12 protein-coding genes and 1 tRNA gene are annotated in these 14,967 nt (G+C 56.7%); 7 read left to right on the top strand and 6 right to left on the bottom strand.

The window, feature by feature from the left end; translation table 11 throughout:
- Positions 1–16 precede the first annotated feature (16 nt).
- Positions 17–1,315 carry an amidase family protein gene (locus tag KIH86_RS13255; RefSeq protein WP_223085582.1) on the bottom strand — a complete coding sequence of 433 codons (1,299 nt, stop codon included), beginning with the start codon at positions 1,313–1,315 and terminating at the stop codon, positions 17–19.
- 71 nt (positions 1,316–1,386) lie between these two features.
- On the bottom strand, positions 1,387–2,964 hold the full coding sequence (gene ggt, locus KIH86_RS13250; protein WP_223085583.1) for a gamma-glutamyltransferase: 1,578 nt from the start codon (positions 2,962–2,964) through the stop codon (positions 1,387–1,389).
- A gap of 307 nt (positions 2,965–3,271) precedes the next feature.
- Here ggt and KIH86_RS13245 point away from each other — a divergent pair, with 307 nt between their 5' ends.
- The 4 genes from KIH86_RS13245 (at position 3,272) to abc-f (ending at position 6,905) form a co-directional block, all read left to right on the top strand.
- Entirely contained in the window at positions 3,272–3,865 is a 594-nt protein-coding gene (locus KIH86_RS13245; RefSeq protein ID WP_262416524.1) for a chromate transporter, read from the top strand.
- Entirely contained in the window at positions 3,865–4,404 is a 540-nt protein-coding gene (locus KIH86_RS13240; protein WP_223085584.1) for a chromate transporter, read from the top strand. Before KIH86_RS13245 ends, KIH86_RS13240 begins: the two co-directional genes overlap by 1 nt.
- 141 nt (positions 4,405–4,545) lie before the next feature.
- On the top strand, positions 4,546–4,710 hold the full coding sequence (locus KIH86_RS13235; protein WP_223085585.1) for a hypothetical protein: 165 nt from the start codon (positions 4,546–4,548) through the stop codon (positions 4,708–4,710).
- 257 nt (positions 4,711–4,967) lie between these two features.
- Positions 4,968–6,905, top strand: coding sequence for a ribosomal protection-like ABC-F family protein (gene abc-f / locus KIH86_RS13230; RefSeq protein WP_223085586.1), 1,938 nt, complete (start codon positions 4,968–4,970; stop codon positions 6,903–6,905).
- 249 nt (positions 6,906–7,154) lie between these two features.
- Here abc-f and KIH86_RS13225 read toward each other — a convergent pair whose 3' ends face one another.
- Positions 7,155–7,310 (bottom strand): hypothetical protein, encoded by a 156-nt coding sequence (locus KIH86_RS13225; RefSeq protein ID WP_223085587.1) that lies wholly within the window; start codon positions 7,308–7,310, stop codon positions 7,155–7,157.
- Positions 7,311–7,650: 340 nt separating this feature from the next.
- Positions 7,651–8,268, bottom strand: a complete 618-nt coding sequence (locus KIH86_RS13220) for an NUDIX hydrolase (RefSeq protein ID WP_223085588.1) — start codon at positions 8,266–8,268, stop codon at positions 7,651–7,653.
- Between the two features lie 363 nt (positions 8,269–8,631).
- On the opposite strand from KIH86_RS13220, the gene KIH86_RS13215 reads away from it, so the two are divergent.
- A complete protein-coding gene (locus KIH86_RS13215) occupies positions 8,632–9,987 on the top strand; it encodes a dipeptidase (protein ID WP_223085589.1) in 1,356 nt (451 codons plus the stop codon).
- Positions 9,988–10,130: 143 nt separating this feature from the next.
- Here KIH86_RS13215 and KIH86_RS13210 read toward each other — a convergent pair.
- Positions 10,131–10,204: transfer RNA gene (locus tag KIH86_RS13210), tRNA-Gly, on the bottom strand.
- 70 nt (positions 10,205–10,274) lie between these two features.
- The gene (locus tag KIH86_RS13205) at positions 10,275–12,401 is read right to left on the bottom strand and encodes a putative bifunctional diguanylate cyclase/phosphodiesterase (RefSeq protein WP_223085590.1); all 2,127 of its coding nucleotides are present in this window, start codon (positions 12,399–12,401) and stop codon (positions 10,275–10,277) included.
- Between the two features lie 321 nt (positions 12,402–12,722).
- Between KIH86_RS13205 and KIH86_RS13200 the strand changes: the two genes are divergently transcribed.
- On the top strand, positions 12,723–12,941 hold the full coding sequence (locus KIH86_RS13200) for a FeoA family protein (protein WP_223086069.1): 219 nt from the start codon (positions 12,723–12,725) through the stop codon (positions 12,939–12,941).
- Positions 12,938–14,950, top strand: coding sequence for a ferrous iron transport protein B (gene feoB / locus KIH86_RS13195; protein ID WP_223085591.1), 2,013 nt, complete (start codon positions 12,938–12,940; stop codon positions 14,948–14,950). Before KIH86_RS13200 ends, feoB begins: the two co-directional genes overlap by 4 nt.
- Positions 14,951–14,967 lie beyond the last annotated feature (17 nt).

Below are 14,967 nucleotides of genomic sequence, written 5' to 3'. Positions count from 1 at the left end.
TTCGAACACGATGCCGTTATACGGATGCCTGCCTCCAGCTTCGGCTTGCCCATCCCAACAGCCGAAGATCCTGTCCGGGTCCGCCGATGATGGACAGGCCAAGCGGCAGCCCGCCGGGGCCGTCAACCGGAAGCGTAATCTGTGGAAGCCCCGCCAGACCGGCAATGCAGCAGAGCAACATGGCCCCGCTCCGGTTGCGCTCCAGTTGCCCGGCATCACCGCCCGCGAGAGGGGCCGGACCCGGCACAGTCGGTATAACGAGCGCTCCGTCTTCGCCGAGAAGCTCCGTCAAGCGCCGGACAATATCGCCTCGCAGCGCTTCCGCTCCGGAATGATCCTGCCGGGCCAACTCCTCCGCCAGGGCGAAGCGGGCGGCGATATCGGGAGCGAACACCGGGTTCTCACTGCGAATCCAGTCTCCATGCGTGTCCCAAATCTGGCTGCCCTGAAGCTCGCGGAAGATATCCATCCAGGCCTTCAGCCCTTCCGGCGAAATTTCCGCTTCTGCGCTCGACATCACCGATGCCTGAATATGGCGCAGCGCCCCGTCCCACGCACCTGCGCACCCGGGATCGATGAGCGCCCAAGCCTCTTTGACCATGTACAGCTTCGTGATCCCGGGTTCGCTCAAGGCGCCGTTGCCGTTCTCTTCCGGCGGCAGCGTGGCGTCCGAGACGGCGGAACCGCTGGCATACGGGAAGACGGGATTCCTAGGCGAATCGCCGGTTTCTTCTGCCTGCGCCTTCTCCCGGGGAAGCAGAGCCTTCCCCACCCGCAGCAGCAGCTCCGGGCTTCCGGCCATCCAGCCCACCGTATCGAATCCCGGCGCCAGCGGAATGACGCCGCTCATATCGACTGCGCCGTGGCTCGGCCGGAATCCGTAAATGCCGCAGTACGAAGACGGCACGCGTACCGAGCCGCCCGTGTCCGTGCCGATCGCGAAGTCGACGTCTCCCGCCGATACCGCCACCGCCGAACCGCTGGACGATCCTCCGGGTATTCTTCCAATCCCCTTGGGATTAATGGGGGTTCCGTAGTGGATGTTCTCGCCGCCCAGGCTGTACATCAGCTCATCCGTATGGGCTGCTCCTGTAAGCGACGCCCCCGCTTCCAGCAGGCGGAGCACCGCAGCGGCATGGCCCGATGCCGCCGGATGGCTCCGGAGCCAATCGGGATTGCCGGCCGAAGAGGCATGGCCCCGTACGGCGAATACATCCTTGACCGCGAAGGAGGTCCCGCTCAGCGGTCCGCTCCCCAACGGGCTTACCTCAAGTCCGGGATTAATAAACGCTCCAAACCGGTTGTCGAGGCCCATCGTTTATTCCTCCCTTGTTGTTGATCTCTATTTCCAACCGGGCCGCAATGCGATCCCGTCTGACTTCATCTTCACCAGCCGATGGCCGCGCCGTCGCAGCGCGGATCGGTGCCGCCGCTGCGGTAGCCATTCTCATCAATCGCAATCATGTGAGCGTGGCCGGCAAGGCCGTCATAAGGAGAGACCTTTCGGACCTTATGTCCGGCGGCCGCCAGCTCCTCCAGCACAGCCTCCTCCACCCGGCTTTCCACCGTCAGCTCCACCGTCGGCTCTCCCCAGGTTCTGCCCCAGACGAACCGCGGCTGGTCCACCGCCTCCTGGGGATTCATCCCGTAATGCAGGAGCCGGGTTAGCAACAGCGTCTGCGTCTGCGGCTGACCTTCGCCGCCCTGCGTGCCGTACAGAACGGCGGGCTTGCCATCCCGGCAGGCCATAGCCGGCATCAGCGTATGGAAGGTGCGCTTGCGCGGCTCCAGCGTGTTGACCGCCGACGGATCAAGCGAGAAGAACGAGCCCCGGTTCTGCAGCAGAATGCCGGTGCCGCCGGGAGCGGTTCCCGAGCCGAATTCGAAATAAAGGCTCTGGATGAATGAGACGGCGTTGCCGTCCCCGTCCACCACAGCCGCATAGGCAGTGTCGCGTCCGGTCGGCTCGCTGACGGCCTCCGCCGCACGGCTTGGCGAAATGGAAGCCGCAAGCCCCGCCGCATAGCCTTTGTCCAGGAGACGCTCCAGCGGAATGGCGTTGAAATCGGGATCGGTCAATACGGCGTCCCGGTCGCGGAAGCTCGCTTTGATGGCTTCGGCGAGCAGATGATAGTAGGCGAACGAGCCGTGCGGGATGTTACTAAAATCGAAATTTTCCAGTATATTCAGCGTCTGCAGCGCCGCGAAGCCCTGTGAATTGGGCGGCGCCTGGTAGACGGTATAGCCGTGATAGGTGGTCGAGACCGGATCGCACCAGACGCCGCGATGCTCCGCGAAATCCCGGGGGGTCAAATAGCCCCCCGAGGCCGCAAGCCCGCTGCAGATCGCCTCCGCGATCTCCCCTTCGTAGAAGGCGTCCCGGCCGCCTTCCGCCAGCAGGGAGAGCGACCGGGCCAGCTCCTGCTGCACGAACCTTTCTCCGGGCTTCAGCACCTTGCCGCCCGGCATATAAATCGCCGCCGCTTCGGGAGAGAGCGCGGCTCCGGCCAGCACTGTGTTTGCATGCTGGTCCGGCGACATGGGAAACCCCTCGGCCGCATAGCCGATGGCGGCCTCCAGCACTTCCGCCAGACTCAGGCGTCCGTACCGGGACAACACGGCGTCCCAGCTGTCCGCCATGCCGGGGACGGTAATCGCGGCGCGCGGGCCACGCCGCGGAATGTTCGCTTCGCCCCGGTAGCGTTCGCGCGTCACGGCAGCGCCCGACCGGCCGCTGCCGTTGTAAGCGCGGACGCGTCCCTCCTTCGCGCTGTAGGTGAGCCAAAAGGCGTCCCCGCCGAGGCCGGTCATATGCGGGTAGACGACGGCCAGCGCCGCGCTGACCGCTACAGCAGCGTCGAAGGCGTTTCCGCCCTTTTCCAGAACACGCGCTCCGGCGGCGGAGGCCAGATAATGCGGGCTGACTACCATCGTTTTGGTGCCGATTACCGGTCGTTTTATCATAAGCTGTTCCCTCCCGTGAATTAATGTCATTTAACCTTACGCCTCCTTGCGGAGTCAACACCGCAGGCGCAATCCCCAGCCTGTGCACTCGATCTTTGTGTGCCGTGCACAAAGTTGTGACCACCGGGGTTCAAGACAAAATATAATGAACGAAATATATAAAGATATGCTCCATACAAAAGACGCAAATGGGGCATTTCTATAAGAAGGACAGTAAGATGACCGATTCCGCAGCTCTTTTACGGATGGCGGCTCTGATTTATTTTTTGAATAGATATTTTTGAATACATACAAAGGGGGAAACCGCTTGAAACCAAGCCGGCAAGATTACATAGAACTTGGAACATCCATGGTCCGAACGGGCATTCTCGGCTATGGCGGGGGCCCTTCAGTCATTCCGCTGATCCGCCATGATGCCGTCATCCGCTACAAATGGCTGAGCGATGAGGAATTCGCAGAAATTCTGGCCATCGCCAACGCCCTGCCGGGTCCAATCGCCACCAAAATGGCCGCCTATCTCGGCTACAAGCGCAGAGGCGGGACCGGTGCCTTTTTTGCCGTCATCATGCATATCCTCCCCAGCGTCCTTGCCATGATCCTGCTGCTGTCCGCGGTCAATGTGCTGGCTGGCTCGAAGGCCGTCAAAGGAATGATCGCCGCCGTATCGCCCGTTATCGCCGTCATGCTCGGTGTAATGGCCTACGAATTTGCCAAAAAAGGAATCAAAGGTCTCGGCATCGCCGCCGGTGCTGCCTTTATGATCCTGGCCCTGCTGCTGCTCGAGGTGCTGCACATCCATCCCGCCATTGCTATCGTGCTGTTTCTCGCTTACGGAACCGTGCATTACCGCGCTGTCTCCGCTCTTCGGCGCGGGCGCGAAGGGAAAGGAGGCACGCCTTAATGGAATGGCTGGATCTGATTATCGGATTCTTTGTCGCCAATCTGCTTGGTTATGGAGGCGGTCCCTCTTCGATCCCGCTCATGTACGAGGAAATCGTACCGCATTATCACTGGCTGTCCGACGCAGAATTCTCCAATATGCTTGCGCTGGGCAACGCGCTTCCCGGGCCGATCGCCACGAAGGTGGCGGCTTATGTAGGATATGAAATCTACGGCTGGATTGGCGTCATTCTGGCGCTGGCGGCTACGGTGCTCCCTTCGGCGGCGGGTCTGATCCTCCTGCTCCGTCTCCTGTCAAAGTACCGGCAGTCCAACATTGTTAAAGGCATGACTCTGATGGTTCAGCCTGTAATTGCGATTATGATGGTGACGCTAACCTGGCAGATGGCCAAGGGGCCAATCGGCTCCATCGGCATCTGGCAGACGCTCATTATCGCCGCCATTGCTTTCTGGGCCATGGAGCGGCGCAAAATCCACCCCGCGCTCGTTATCGTGGTTGCCTTTGTCTACGGCGGGTTGGTGCTTCGCTATTTCGTGTAACTTCCCCTTCCGGGCATAACACCTCGCAATAAGAGTGAAGCCCGGGAGTCTTTCAGAGGGTACAGCTCAGGCTCGGGGGTTGATTTATAGAACGAACTATTTTACAATGATAGCAACTTTGTTTACAGGGAGGTGAGAAAGATGAATCACGCAGGTTTGGGTAACATGGTCAGCCGTTTGCCTATCGCAATGGCAGGCATCGTTCATGCATTTGGCGACAACGGGAGAGGTCTGTCCCTTTATGCCAATTTCATAACGCCTGCCTACTGTGAAATGTCTTTCCTGCCTTCCTGCCGCCGGTTCTAGCAACCGGCATCCGGACAAGGCCGCGGGGAACGTTTCCCTGCGGTCTTTTTGCGTATATATAAGGACTTGTATGCTTTGCGCTTGACCTTGTTCTTATATATCGGGGTTGATACTTGACGATTATGCACATCGCCAGGTCCTTGATCCTTGTATGTGTCTGCTTAGCATGAGTCGTGCAGGGGGCGTTCTCCGGTAGAATATACCCGCTTGCGGAGCTGATCATCAGTCTGCCGCTGAAGCGAGCAAGGAGAATCCCTGTGATTATACAATGTCAAAATGTTAAAAAGTATCACGGCGCCCATGAGGTGCTGAAGGACGTCACGCTCGGCGTCCGCGAAGGTGAGCGCGTCGGCCTGATCGGCCGCAACGGCTGCGGCAAGACGACGCTGTTCACGCTGCTGAGCGGCGCTGAGACGCCGGACGGCGGCCAGATTTCCATCCGGAGAGGCATCACTGTCGGCCTCCTGGCCCAGATTCAGGACGGAGCCGGGCTAAGTGTCCGCTCCGTCCTTGAACGCAGCTTCGAGGAGCCACTGGCCTGGCAGGCCAGACTCCGTGAGCTGGAGCTGCGCATGTCATCCATGGGCGCGGAGGACACGCAGTGGAATGAATGCCTGCGCGAATACGGCGGACTGCAGGAGAAGTTCGAGCGCGCGGGCGGCTATGAGATCGAAGCCGAAATTCAGCGCGTAGCCTCCGGCCTCGGCATTCCCGCCGGGCAGTTCGACCGTCCCTTCGACTCCCTCTCGGGCGGCGAGAAGACCAAGGTCGGCCTGGCTGCCCTCCTGCTGCTGCGGCCGGATATTCTGCTCCTTGACGAGCCGACCAACCATCTCGACATGGACGCCATCGAATGGCTGGAGCAGTTTCTCTCCGGCTACGCCGGCACAGTGATCGCCATCTCCCATGACCGCTATTTTCTGGATGCGGTTGTTACCAAGATTATCGAAATCGAAGACGGCGAAGCCTTCATTTACCACACGAATTACTCCGGCTTTCAGAGGGAGAAGGAAGCGCTGCTGCTTCAGCAGTTCGCGGATTACCAGGAGCAGCAGAAGAAGATTAAGAAAATGCAGGAGAGCATCAAGCGGCTGATCGAATGGGGCAACAATGCGAATCCGCCCAACCCTTCCTTTCACCGCCGAGCGGCCTCCATGCAGAAGGCGCTCGACCGGATGGTCAAGATCAAGCGGCCTGTCCTGGAGCGCAAATCAATGGACCTGCAGCTTGAGCAGCAGGACCGATCCGCCAGTCGGGCGCTGGTGCTGGAGGAGGTAAGAAAATCGTACGGCGACCGCCTGCTCTTCTCCGGTGCGAACGCAGTGCTCCGTTACGGAGAGACAGCCGCCCTGATCGGCGGGAATGGCGCGGGCAAGAGCACCCTGCTCCGCATCGTGCTGGGATTGGAGGAGGCTGATACGGGAAGCTGTACGATCGGCTCACGCGTATCGGTTGGATACCTGGCCCAGGAAGCCGTTCCCGAGAACTCCCGGCAGTCCGTTCTGAGCTATTTCCGTGAGGAGGCCGGCATGGAGGAAGGCGAAGCGCGGGGACAGCTCGCCCGGTTTCTGTTCTACGGCAGCGATGTCTTCAAGAGCGTCGGAGGCCTGTCCGGCGGCGAATGGACCCGCCTTCGATTCGCCGTTCTGATGCACCGGAAGCCCAATCTGCTGCTTCTCGACGAGCCGACCAATCATCTCGACATCGATTCGCGGGAAGCGCTGGAGGAGGCGCTGGAGGAATACCCCGGCACCGTCCTCGCCGTCTCTCATGACCGCTATTTCATCAACCGCTGCTTCCGCTCCATCTGGTCGATCGGCGGCGGCGCGTTCACTTCTTTCCCGGGCAGCTACGACTACTTCAAGGAGAAGCAGGCCGAGCGGCGCATTGCTGCCGAAACGGCTCCATCAACTGGAGCAGGTGTCCGGGAAGCCGCCGGCAGACGTCAGGCGCCGTCGGCGGCCGAGACCCCGGCCCCGGCGATGCGGCGGAAAGATCGCCCGGCCCGGGACGCCGCCTATTGGGAGCAAGCCATCGGCGACGCCGAGAGTCGGCTCCAGGAACTCGATGCGGCCATGCTCCAACCGGAATTCGCCAGCGATGCCGAACGTCTGGCAGCACTGCATGCCGATCGGGAGGCTCTCGTACAGGCTATCGATATCCTCTATGCGGAATGGGCCGAAAGCCAGACCTAGAGCCATGATCTGTAATCTCCCGACCGATCAGCCGGGAACGCCGCCATATCGCCGCTTCCCGGGGATAAATGCCTATTGGTGTCCTCTTGGACCCAAGCTGCTTGCCAGGCCCGAACAATAACAAGAGCCGCCTCCTCCTTAATCGGAAGAAGCGGCTCTTGTTATCAGCAGGCTGCAGTCACTGATCATTCACTGAAATCTATAGTTATGCTTGCTAAAGACACAGCAGTCGATAATTGTCGTCAAAAGTTAGTTCATCAGGGTCATGATCCATCCGATGGATGAAATCCACAAGGGGATGCTCAGCAGTACCCCCCACATAAGTCCTACAGAGAAGCGTCCTTCGGTCGGTGTACTTACACCTTCCTGCTGCAATGGCCACCCCAGATTTTCCCGTTTTTCCATGCGATCCCCTCCTATATTACTCTTATCGTCACCCAAGAGGAAAAAATGTAGACCGCCGGACCTAAAAATATTACGAATTTTGTACATTACTTTTTAGCTATAAAGACTCAGCGGGTGATCGGTAAATGTAAGCACTTTCATAACTCTATTTTACCCGATCCCCCGCAAATTTAAAACCATTAATTAATAATAAATTGGATATTTGGGCACAATGCATAAATCCATTAAAGCGATTACAAACCAAACCATATATAGAGCAGACGGATTGTATCTGTCTATATATGGCACCAATAAGTGTCTCGAATCGGATGATGAAAATGCTGAGTGGATTGACAGGCGTTTAATCCAGAAGCACCGGCTTGTCCGGATCGCGCAGATACTCGAACATCGTCCGGATTTGCGCCTCCGTATTGCGGCTTACCGACAACTCCGGCAGTTCTTCCTCTCCGAAGAAGCCGACTTCGCTTGTCTCCACTCCTCCAGCCGCCTCTCCACCGGTAATCTCACAGAGGATAAATAGCTTGTAGATATGATACGGATCAGGCGGATGACCATGGAATTTCTTGTCCAGCACCGCAAGCAGGCGAACCGGCCTGGCCTCAAATCCGGACTCCTCCCAAATTTCCTTCGATGCGATTTCGCTTGGAGAGTAGCCGATATCGGCCCAGCCGCCGGGCAGCGCCCATTTGCCGTCGTTTTTTTCACGGACCATCAGAATCTTGCCTTCCTGGAAGACAACTCCCCGGATATCGACCTTGGGGGTGGCGTACCCTTTATCATCGGCAAAGGCAAGCTTGATCTTCTCTCTGCTCTCAAATGTGTAATTCTCCATAATGTCGATGCTCAGCTCCCGCAGCGCCTCATAGCGCTCCAGGTCATACACGTCCTTGCCATACTCCAGTCCCGTCTGTGCGATTGCCTGAATCTCCTTGGCCCAGCTCAGCCATTTGGCTTCCATATGCTTTCGCTCCTCCCGATCCCGCGGATCTTATATCTGTATTGAAATAACGATGTCCACACTCCTGCATGGTTATGAAAAACCCCGAATTGGGTGAAGCTCTATTGAGGATCTTCATCGGCATTTCAACATCGTATGGCGCCGTAAAGGCGCATGGATGTCTGCTGAGTGATTTGTCCCAGTCTATCACGCGAGAGACAGGCCGGACAACCTCCTTCGGAACCGCATGACCGCCGCAGGGGCCGGACTTTGATTGTAGCGGGCCGACTCCGGTATAATGTTCCTGTAGAGCTCCCCGGCCCCGGGGAGCCATCCGAACGAAGCCGCCGTTAATCGGCTCCGCAAATCCAGGAGGTACATACTATGTCTTACACAGCCTATTTCGAATCCCGCCGGGAAGAACATCTGAATGAGCTGAACGAATGGCTGCGCATCCCGAGCATCTCCGCCCTGTCCGCCCACAAGCCGGATATTCAGGCAGCGGCGAAGTGGCTCTCGGATACGCTCAACCGGGCAGGCCTTGAGCATGTTACGATTCATCCTACAGGAGGCCATCCCGTTGTCTATGCCGACTACCTGCACGCCCCGGGGAAGCCAACCCTGCTCGTATACGGACATTATGACGTTCAGCCGGTGGACCCGCTGAATCTGTGGACCACCCCGCCGTTCGAGCCGAACATCCGGGACGGTAAGCTGTACGCCCGCGGCGCAACGGACGATAAAGGCCAGGTCTTCCTGCATATCAAAGCGCTGGAAGCGGTTCTGAAGACCGAAGGCACCCTGCCGGTCAATGTTAAGCTGTGCATCGAGGGCGAGGAAGAAATCGGCAGCGTCCATCTGACCGACTTCCTTGAAGCCAACAAAGATCTGCTTGCCGCTGACGCCGTGCTAGTCTCGGACACGTCGCTCCTGGAGCGCGGAAGACCGGCAATCTGCACCGGTCTTCGGGGCCTTTGCTCTTTGGAAGTTGGTGTGACCACCGCCGCTACAGATCTCCACTCCGGTTCCTACGGCGGAGCTGTTCCCAACGCGCTGCATGCGCTTGTCTCGCTGCTGGCCTCGCTGCATGACGACAAAGGCCGCGTCGCCGTCGAAGGGTTCTACGAAGGCGTTCCCGAATTGTCCCCGATGATGCGCGAGGAATTCGCCAAGCAAGGGCTTGATGAAGAGAAGATCCGGGAGGGCCTTGGCCTGAGCTCCCTTTACGGCGAGGAAGGCTACACCTTCGTTGAACGCGTCGGCGCCCGGCCGACCCTTGAGCTGAACGGCGTATACGGCGGCTTCCAGGGCGAAGGCAGCAAGACCGTCATTCCGAAGGAAGCCCATGCCAAGATTACATGCCGTCTGGTCGGGAACCAGAACCCCCAGGCCGTACTTGATGCCATCGAGGCGCATTTGAAGGCCCATATCCAGACAGGCGCCCAGGTTCATGTCCGGCAGATGGAGAAGGCCTTCGCCTTCAATATCGACCCGTCTAACCAGTTCCTGCAGCTGGCCGCCGATGCCTACGGCAAGGTGTACGGAACGCGGGCGCTGTTCACGAAGGACGGCGGTTCCATTCCGATCATGGAGAGCTTCTCCCGCATTCTGAAGGCTCCGGTCGTGCTGATGGGCTTCGGTCTCGACGACGAGAACCTGCATGCACCCGACGAGCACTTCAACCTTGAGAACTTCGACAAAGGCCTGCTGACGATCGTCGAGTACCTGAAATCGCTATAAGTCACCAGTCACGCAAGTTAAAAGGGCTCTCGCTGAAGAAGCGGGAGCCCTTTAATAAATGAGGCATACAATAATCGGGTATACAAAAATATGCTGTACAAAAATAAAACCCCTGTCTCTCAGGGGATGATTTGACGTAAATATGGAGCGGGTGATGGGAATCGAACCCACGCTATCAGCTTGGAAGGCTGAAGTTCTACCATTGAACTACACCCGCAATTTATTGAACATTTAACATTTTAACACTTCTGCACCGGGATGGCAATTCCAAATCCTTGCCCGGCCAATCAGGAAGGCATGCCGTACAGCGAAGACCGCAGAAACGCATTCTCGAATTCCTGCGCTTCAATCGGTTTGCTGAAGAAATAACCCTGCGCCTCATGGCAGCGCTGCTGCCGAAGAAACTGCAGCTGATCTTCGTTCTCCACACCCTCCGCCGTCACCTTCAGCTTCAGGTGATGGGCCATGGAGGTGATCGTGGAGACGATGGCGGCATTGTTGCTGTCCTCCATAACCTCCGATACGAATGAGCGGTCAATCTTCAAACGGTCGATCGGCATATTCTTCAAATAATGCAGCGAGCTGTACCCGGTCCCGAAGTCGTCGATGCTGATGTACACGCCGATGTCCTTGAGCCGCTGCAGCTGCTCGAATGCTTTTTCCTTGTCGAGGGTCATGCTCTCGGTGATTTCAAGATCCACAAAGCGGGGATCGAGTCCGATTTCCTCCAGAAACTCCTCGATCTTTCCGGCCAGATTGGGCTGCAGAAATTGGCGCAGACTCAGGTTGACCGAGACGCAAATGGGACGGTAACCGGCATCCTGCCACATCTTGTTCTGACGGCATGCCGTCTTGAGCACCCACTCTCCAAGCGGCACGATCATCCCGCTTTCTTCGGCGATCGGGATGAACTCGGCCGGTGATACAAGTCCTCTCTTTGGATGCTGCCACCGGAGCAAAGCCTCCATCCCGACAAGCTTCTGTGTCGAGAGCTGAATCTGCGGCTGATAGACGAGGTAAAATTCGTTCCGTTCCAACGCGCGCCGCAGGTCATTCTCCAGCTTCAGCCGCTCTTTTGCCTTCATCTGCATCAAAGGCGTGTACCGGCGGATGTCCATTCCTTGTTCCTTGGCGTTGTGGACGGCGGTGTCGGCATTCTGCACCAGCTGCTCGGCGGTTTCGCCGTCTCCGGGGTAGATGCTGATCCCAAGGCTTAGAGAGATATGGTACTCGCCTGAATCCAGTTCGATGGGCTTGTCGAATATCTGAAGAAGCTCTCTGGACCGTAACAAGCAGCTCTCCTCTCCAACCCGGTCCGTCATTAGAAAGGCGAACTCGTCGCCTCCCATGCTGAACAGCTCTTCTCCGTGAACGAGCTTCTCTCCGATCCACCCGGCGACTGTCTGAAGTAGACTGTCACCGGCAACGTGGCCTAGCGAGTCATTAATGTTCTTAAAATGATTAATATTGAGAACGGCAAGCGCTGAATATCCGCGCAGACTGGAGGCCGAGTACCGTGCGATCATCTCATCGACCTGCTGAAGCAGTCTACGTCTGTTCGGAAGCCCTGTCAGGTCGTCATGGTAGGCGAGGTGGTTGATCTGTTCCTTAACCGCCCGTTCCTCGAAGAACGGCTCTTCAATCGTCAGCCGGTAGACTCCTTTCAGCATCAGGTAGTAAGCTATGACGCAAGAGAAGGCTCCAAGCAGGAGATCAATAGCTCCCTGCTTCTCACCCAGGATGTAGAAGGCCTGGCTGAGCGCCAGGAATACAAGCGAACGGATGACGATGAGCAGCGAAGAAGACTTCTCCACATTTCGTGGATATACAATAAACCCTATCGCGAGCAGATACAGCAGCAGGGCCGCAACATTGAACAGCGTCCGGATTTCTCCTCCGGCTTCGGAACTCAGGGCTCCGGAGAATAAGTAAAATGCCGATAAAGCCGCTGCCAGTGCTGCGGCAGTCAGCAGAATCGCTCTGCGAAGCACGCTGTTCTTGGCCGAGACGAGCGTCGAGGATACTTCTCCGCCGAAGATGAGCAGAATGCCGAGGCCGCTGGACAGCCGGGATAGCGTAAGCAGCCAGAGCGACTGGTCGTGGCTGATCAAATGATTTATAAAAGGCGCGCCTACAAATCCAAAGGTATGTAAAAGATCAAATACGCAGACTCCCAGAAACAGAGCTGATGTGTACAGTCTGCCTTTGGACAACTGGCTGGAGAACAACAACCAACCCTGCGCGAAGATGGAGAATCCAAGGGCGCTGGTGAGCCAGCCGGCGATTAAATACAGGGCGGACATAGCCCCAACATCGCCCGCTCGGTTCAGACCTGGATGCAGGGTGAGAATAAGCAGGAACAGCACCGCACCGCCGGCAACCGTCCATACCGTTTTGTTTCGTTCACTTTTCATAAGCCCTCGCGTCTGATTTCCGTATTTTTTCGATCATTCTTTTTTATCTCTACTAATAAATATCGGTATGGCTTCATGATAAAGTTACAGCTATATTCGCCAAACTTGTGATACGCGGACTACCACTTCCGGAAGAAAAAGTTCCAAAGACCCAACAGCGCCGAACCGAAGCTTTTTCCATAGCAAGAGACCGTCAAAATCCGTGTGATGAAAATCACTGTAAATTCTAATGAAAACGTGCTAAATTACAAAAAACGAAATGAGATTGATTATCAGTCTCCACCGGAGGGATTAAGGATGATTGCTTCAATTTGTCAATTAATGCAACTGCAGATCGGTTCGAGCGGCTCCATTCAGGGAATTGAAGGAATGAATCCTGTCCTTCAGCGGCGTCTGGCGGACCTCGGCGTTTCAGAAGGCTGCAAGGTCTGTCTCAAAGGCAAAGGCCCATTCTTCGGACCTGTCATGCTGGAATGCAACGGCCAGCTTCTGGCCATCCGGCGAAACGAAGCTTCCAAGATTACGGTGAATGTGTCATGAGTTCGATCGCACTTCTTGGAAATCCCAATACCGGTAAGACTTCACTTTTTAATACACTGACTTCATCCTATGAATATGTAGGGAACTGGGCAGGCGTCACGGTTGAGAAGAAGGTCGGCGATCTGAAGAACGGAGCAGGCACGCTGATCGATTTGCCCGGCATTTATTCTCTTCACCCCCTCTCCCGCGACGAAGGGGTAGCCACCCAGTATCTGCTGGAGGAAGCTCCTGAAGCACTTGTCAATATAGTGGATGCGTCCCAGCTTGAACGCAATCTGATGCTGACCGTTCAGCTTCTGGAGTATGGGAGGCCAACCGTAATCGGTCTTAATATGGTCGATGTCGCCAAATCCAGAGGCATTATCGTCGATCCTGAAGCCCTTCAGAGGCGGCTTGGCGTCACCGTACTGCCGCTGGTTGCCAGAACAGGGAAAGGCAGCGCTCAAGTGCTCAGCATGCTTGAAAGCTCCGCCGATATCCCGCCCGTTACATTCAGGCTGGATTACGGTCCTGTGGTCGAACAAGCCGTATCCGCCATCGAACGCGAACTGAGTTCAATTTCCGGCCTTCCCAACCCCCGCTGGGTCGCTCTGCAATTTCTGGAGCAGAATCCGGTCATCGCGCAAACCCTGAACGGTAAGGTTGATATCCAGAAGCTGACATCCATCCGCAGCTCTTGTCAGAGCGAACTGCAGATCAAGAAGTTCGCCCTTACCCTTCCACAGTGGATCCGCTCCATACGCACTGAATATATCCGGACTTTATGCTTCGAAGCACTGGATGCGTCAGGCATCAAACCGCATAATCTGACTGAGCGTCTGGATGCCGTGCTCACCAACCGTTATCTGGGACTGCCTATTTTTATAGCGTTTATGTACGTGCTGTTCAAGACCACCTTCGAATGGGTAGGAGCGCCGCTCTCCGATCTGCTCGACAGCCTCATTTCAGGCCCGATTAGCAGCGGAGCGACCTCACTTCTGGATTCTATAGGAGCCTCCGATTTCCTGCATGCCCTGATTATCGACGGCATCATCGGCGGGGTCGGCGGAGTTATCGTCTTTGTCCCGCAAATCTTCATCCTCTTCCTAATCATTTCCTTCGTCGAGGATTCCGGTTACATGGCCCGTGTCAGTCTCGTCATGGACAGTATCATGGAACGGATGGGGCTGAACGGCAAGGCGTTTATCCCTTTCATCATCGGCTTCGGCTGCAATGTGCCAGCCATCATGGCCGCACGCAGCATTGAGCAGCCCAAAGACCGGATGCTGACCACACTTCTACTGCCGCTTATGTCTTGTTCCGCACGGCTTCCGGTATATCTGCTGTTCGCAGCCGTCTTCTTCCCTGCCAACCAGGCCGCGGTAATCATGACCATGTACGCATTGGGAATCGTGTTCGCGCTTCTGCTGTGCAAGCTGTTCTCCAAGTACTTGTTCAAGAACGAGTCATCCATATTCGTGATCGAGCTTCCGCCTTACCGGATGCCGCAGCTTAAATCGCTGTCCCGCAGCACCTGGGAGAAGGGTAAAGGCTTCCTTCGCAAAGCGGGAACCATTATTTTGGCAGGCTCGGTCATCATCTGGATCATGTCCTATGTCGGTCCGAGCGGAGTTAACGTCGATATGGACCACAGCTTCCTCGCCAAGTTCGGCGGTATGATCGCTCCTCTGCTCCAACCGCTCGGCTTCGGATTCTGGCAGGCAGGCTCCACGCTGGTTCCCGGATTCCTGGCCAAAGAGGTTGTCGTATCAACGATGAGCATCATTTACAACACCCAGGAAGGCGCCGGTCTGAATGCGCTCATCTCCCAGATGTTCACGCCTCTAAGTTCGGTAAGCTTCATGGTCTTCATTCTGCTGTACACCCCCTGCCTGGCTACGGTCGGTGTTATCAAGAAAGAGACAGCTTCATGGAAATGGACCCTGTTCTCCATCGGCTATGCCGTCGTGTTGGCCTATATCGTCAGCCTGGTCATTTATCAGGGAGGACGTCTGCTGGGATTCGCCTGATTCCATCATGTCTTTAT

The organism is Paenibacillus sinensis (assembly GCF_019904155.1).
In the GTDB taxonomy this organism is placed as follows: Bacteria; Bacillota; Bacilli; order Paenibacillales; family Paenibacillaceae; genus Paenibacillus_AQ; species Paenibacillus_AQ sinensis.
Note: the sequence above shows the minus strand (reverse complement) of the source record. Positions and strands in the feature narration are given on the sequence as shown.

Coding starts and splice junctions, on each gene's coding strand:
- KIH86_RS13255 (WP_223085582.1), bottom strand. CDS start 1,315: ATGGGCCTCGACAACCGGTTTGGAGCGTTTATTAATCCCGGACTTGAG.
- ggt (WP_223085583.1), bottom strand. CDS start 2,964: ATGATAAAACGACCGGTAATCGGCACCAAAACGATGGTAGTCAGCCCG.
- KIH86_RS13240 (WP_223085584.1), top strand. CDS start 3,865: ATGGAATGGCTGGATCTGATTATCGGATTCTTTGTCGCCAATCTGCTT.
- KIH86_RS13235 (WP_223085585.1), top strand. CDS start 4,546: ATGAATCACGCAGGTTTGGGTAACATGGTCAGCCGTTTGCCTATCGCA.
- KIH86_RS13225 (WP_223085587.1), bottom strand. CDS start 7,310: ATGGAAAAACGGGAAAATCTGGGGTGGCCATTGCAGCAGGAAGGTGTA.
- KIH86_RS13220 (WP_223085588.1), bottom strand. CDS start 8,268: ATGGAAGCCAAATGGCTGAGCTGGGCCAAGGAGATTCAGGCAATCGCA.
- KIH86_RS13215 (WP_223085589.1), top strand. CDS start 8,632: ATGTCTTACACAGCCTATTTCGAATCCCGCCGGGAAGAACATCTGAAT.
- KIH86_RS13205 (WP_223085590.1), bottom strand. CDS start 12,401: ATGAAAAGTGAACGAAACAAAACGGTATGGACGGTTGCCGGCGGTGCG.
- KIH86_RS13200 (WP_223086069.1), top strand. CDS start 12,723: ATGCAACTGCAGATCGGTTCGAGCGGCTCCATTCAGGGAATTGAAGGA.
- feoB (WP_223085591.1), top strand. CDS start 12,938: ATGAGTTCGATCGCACTTCTTGGAAATCCCAATACCGGTAAGACTTCA.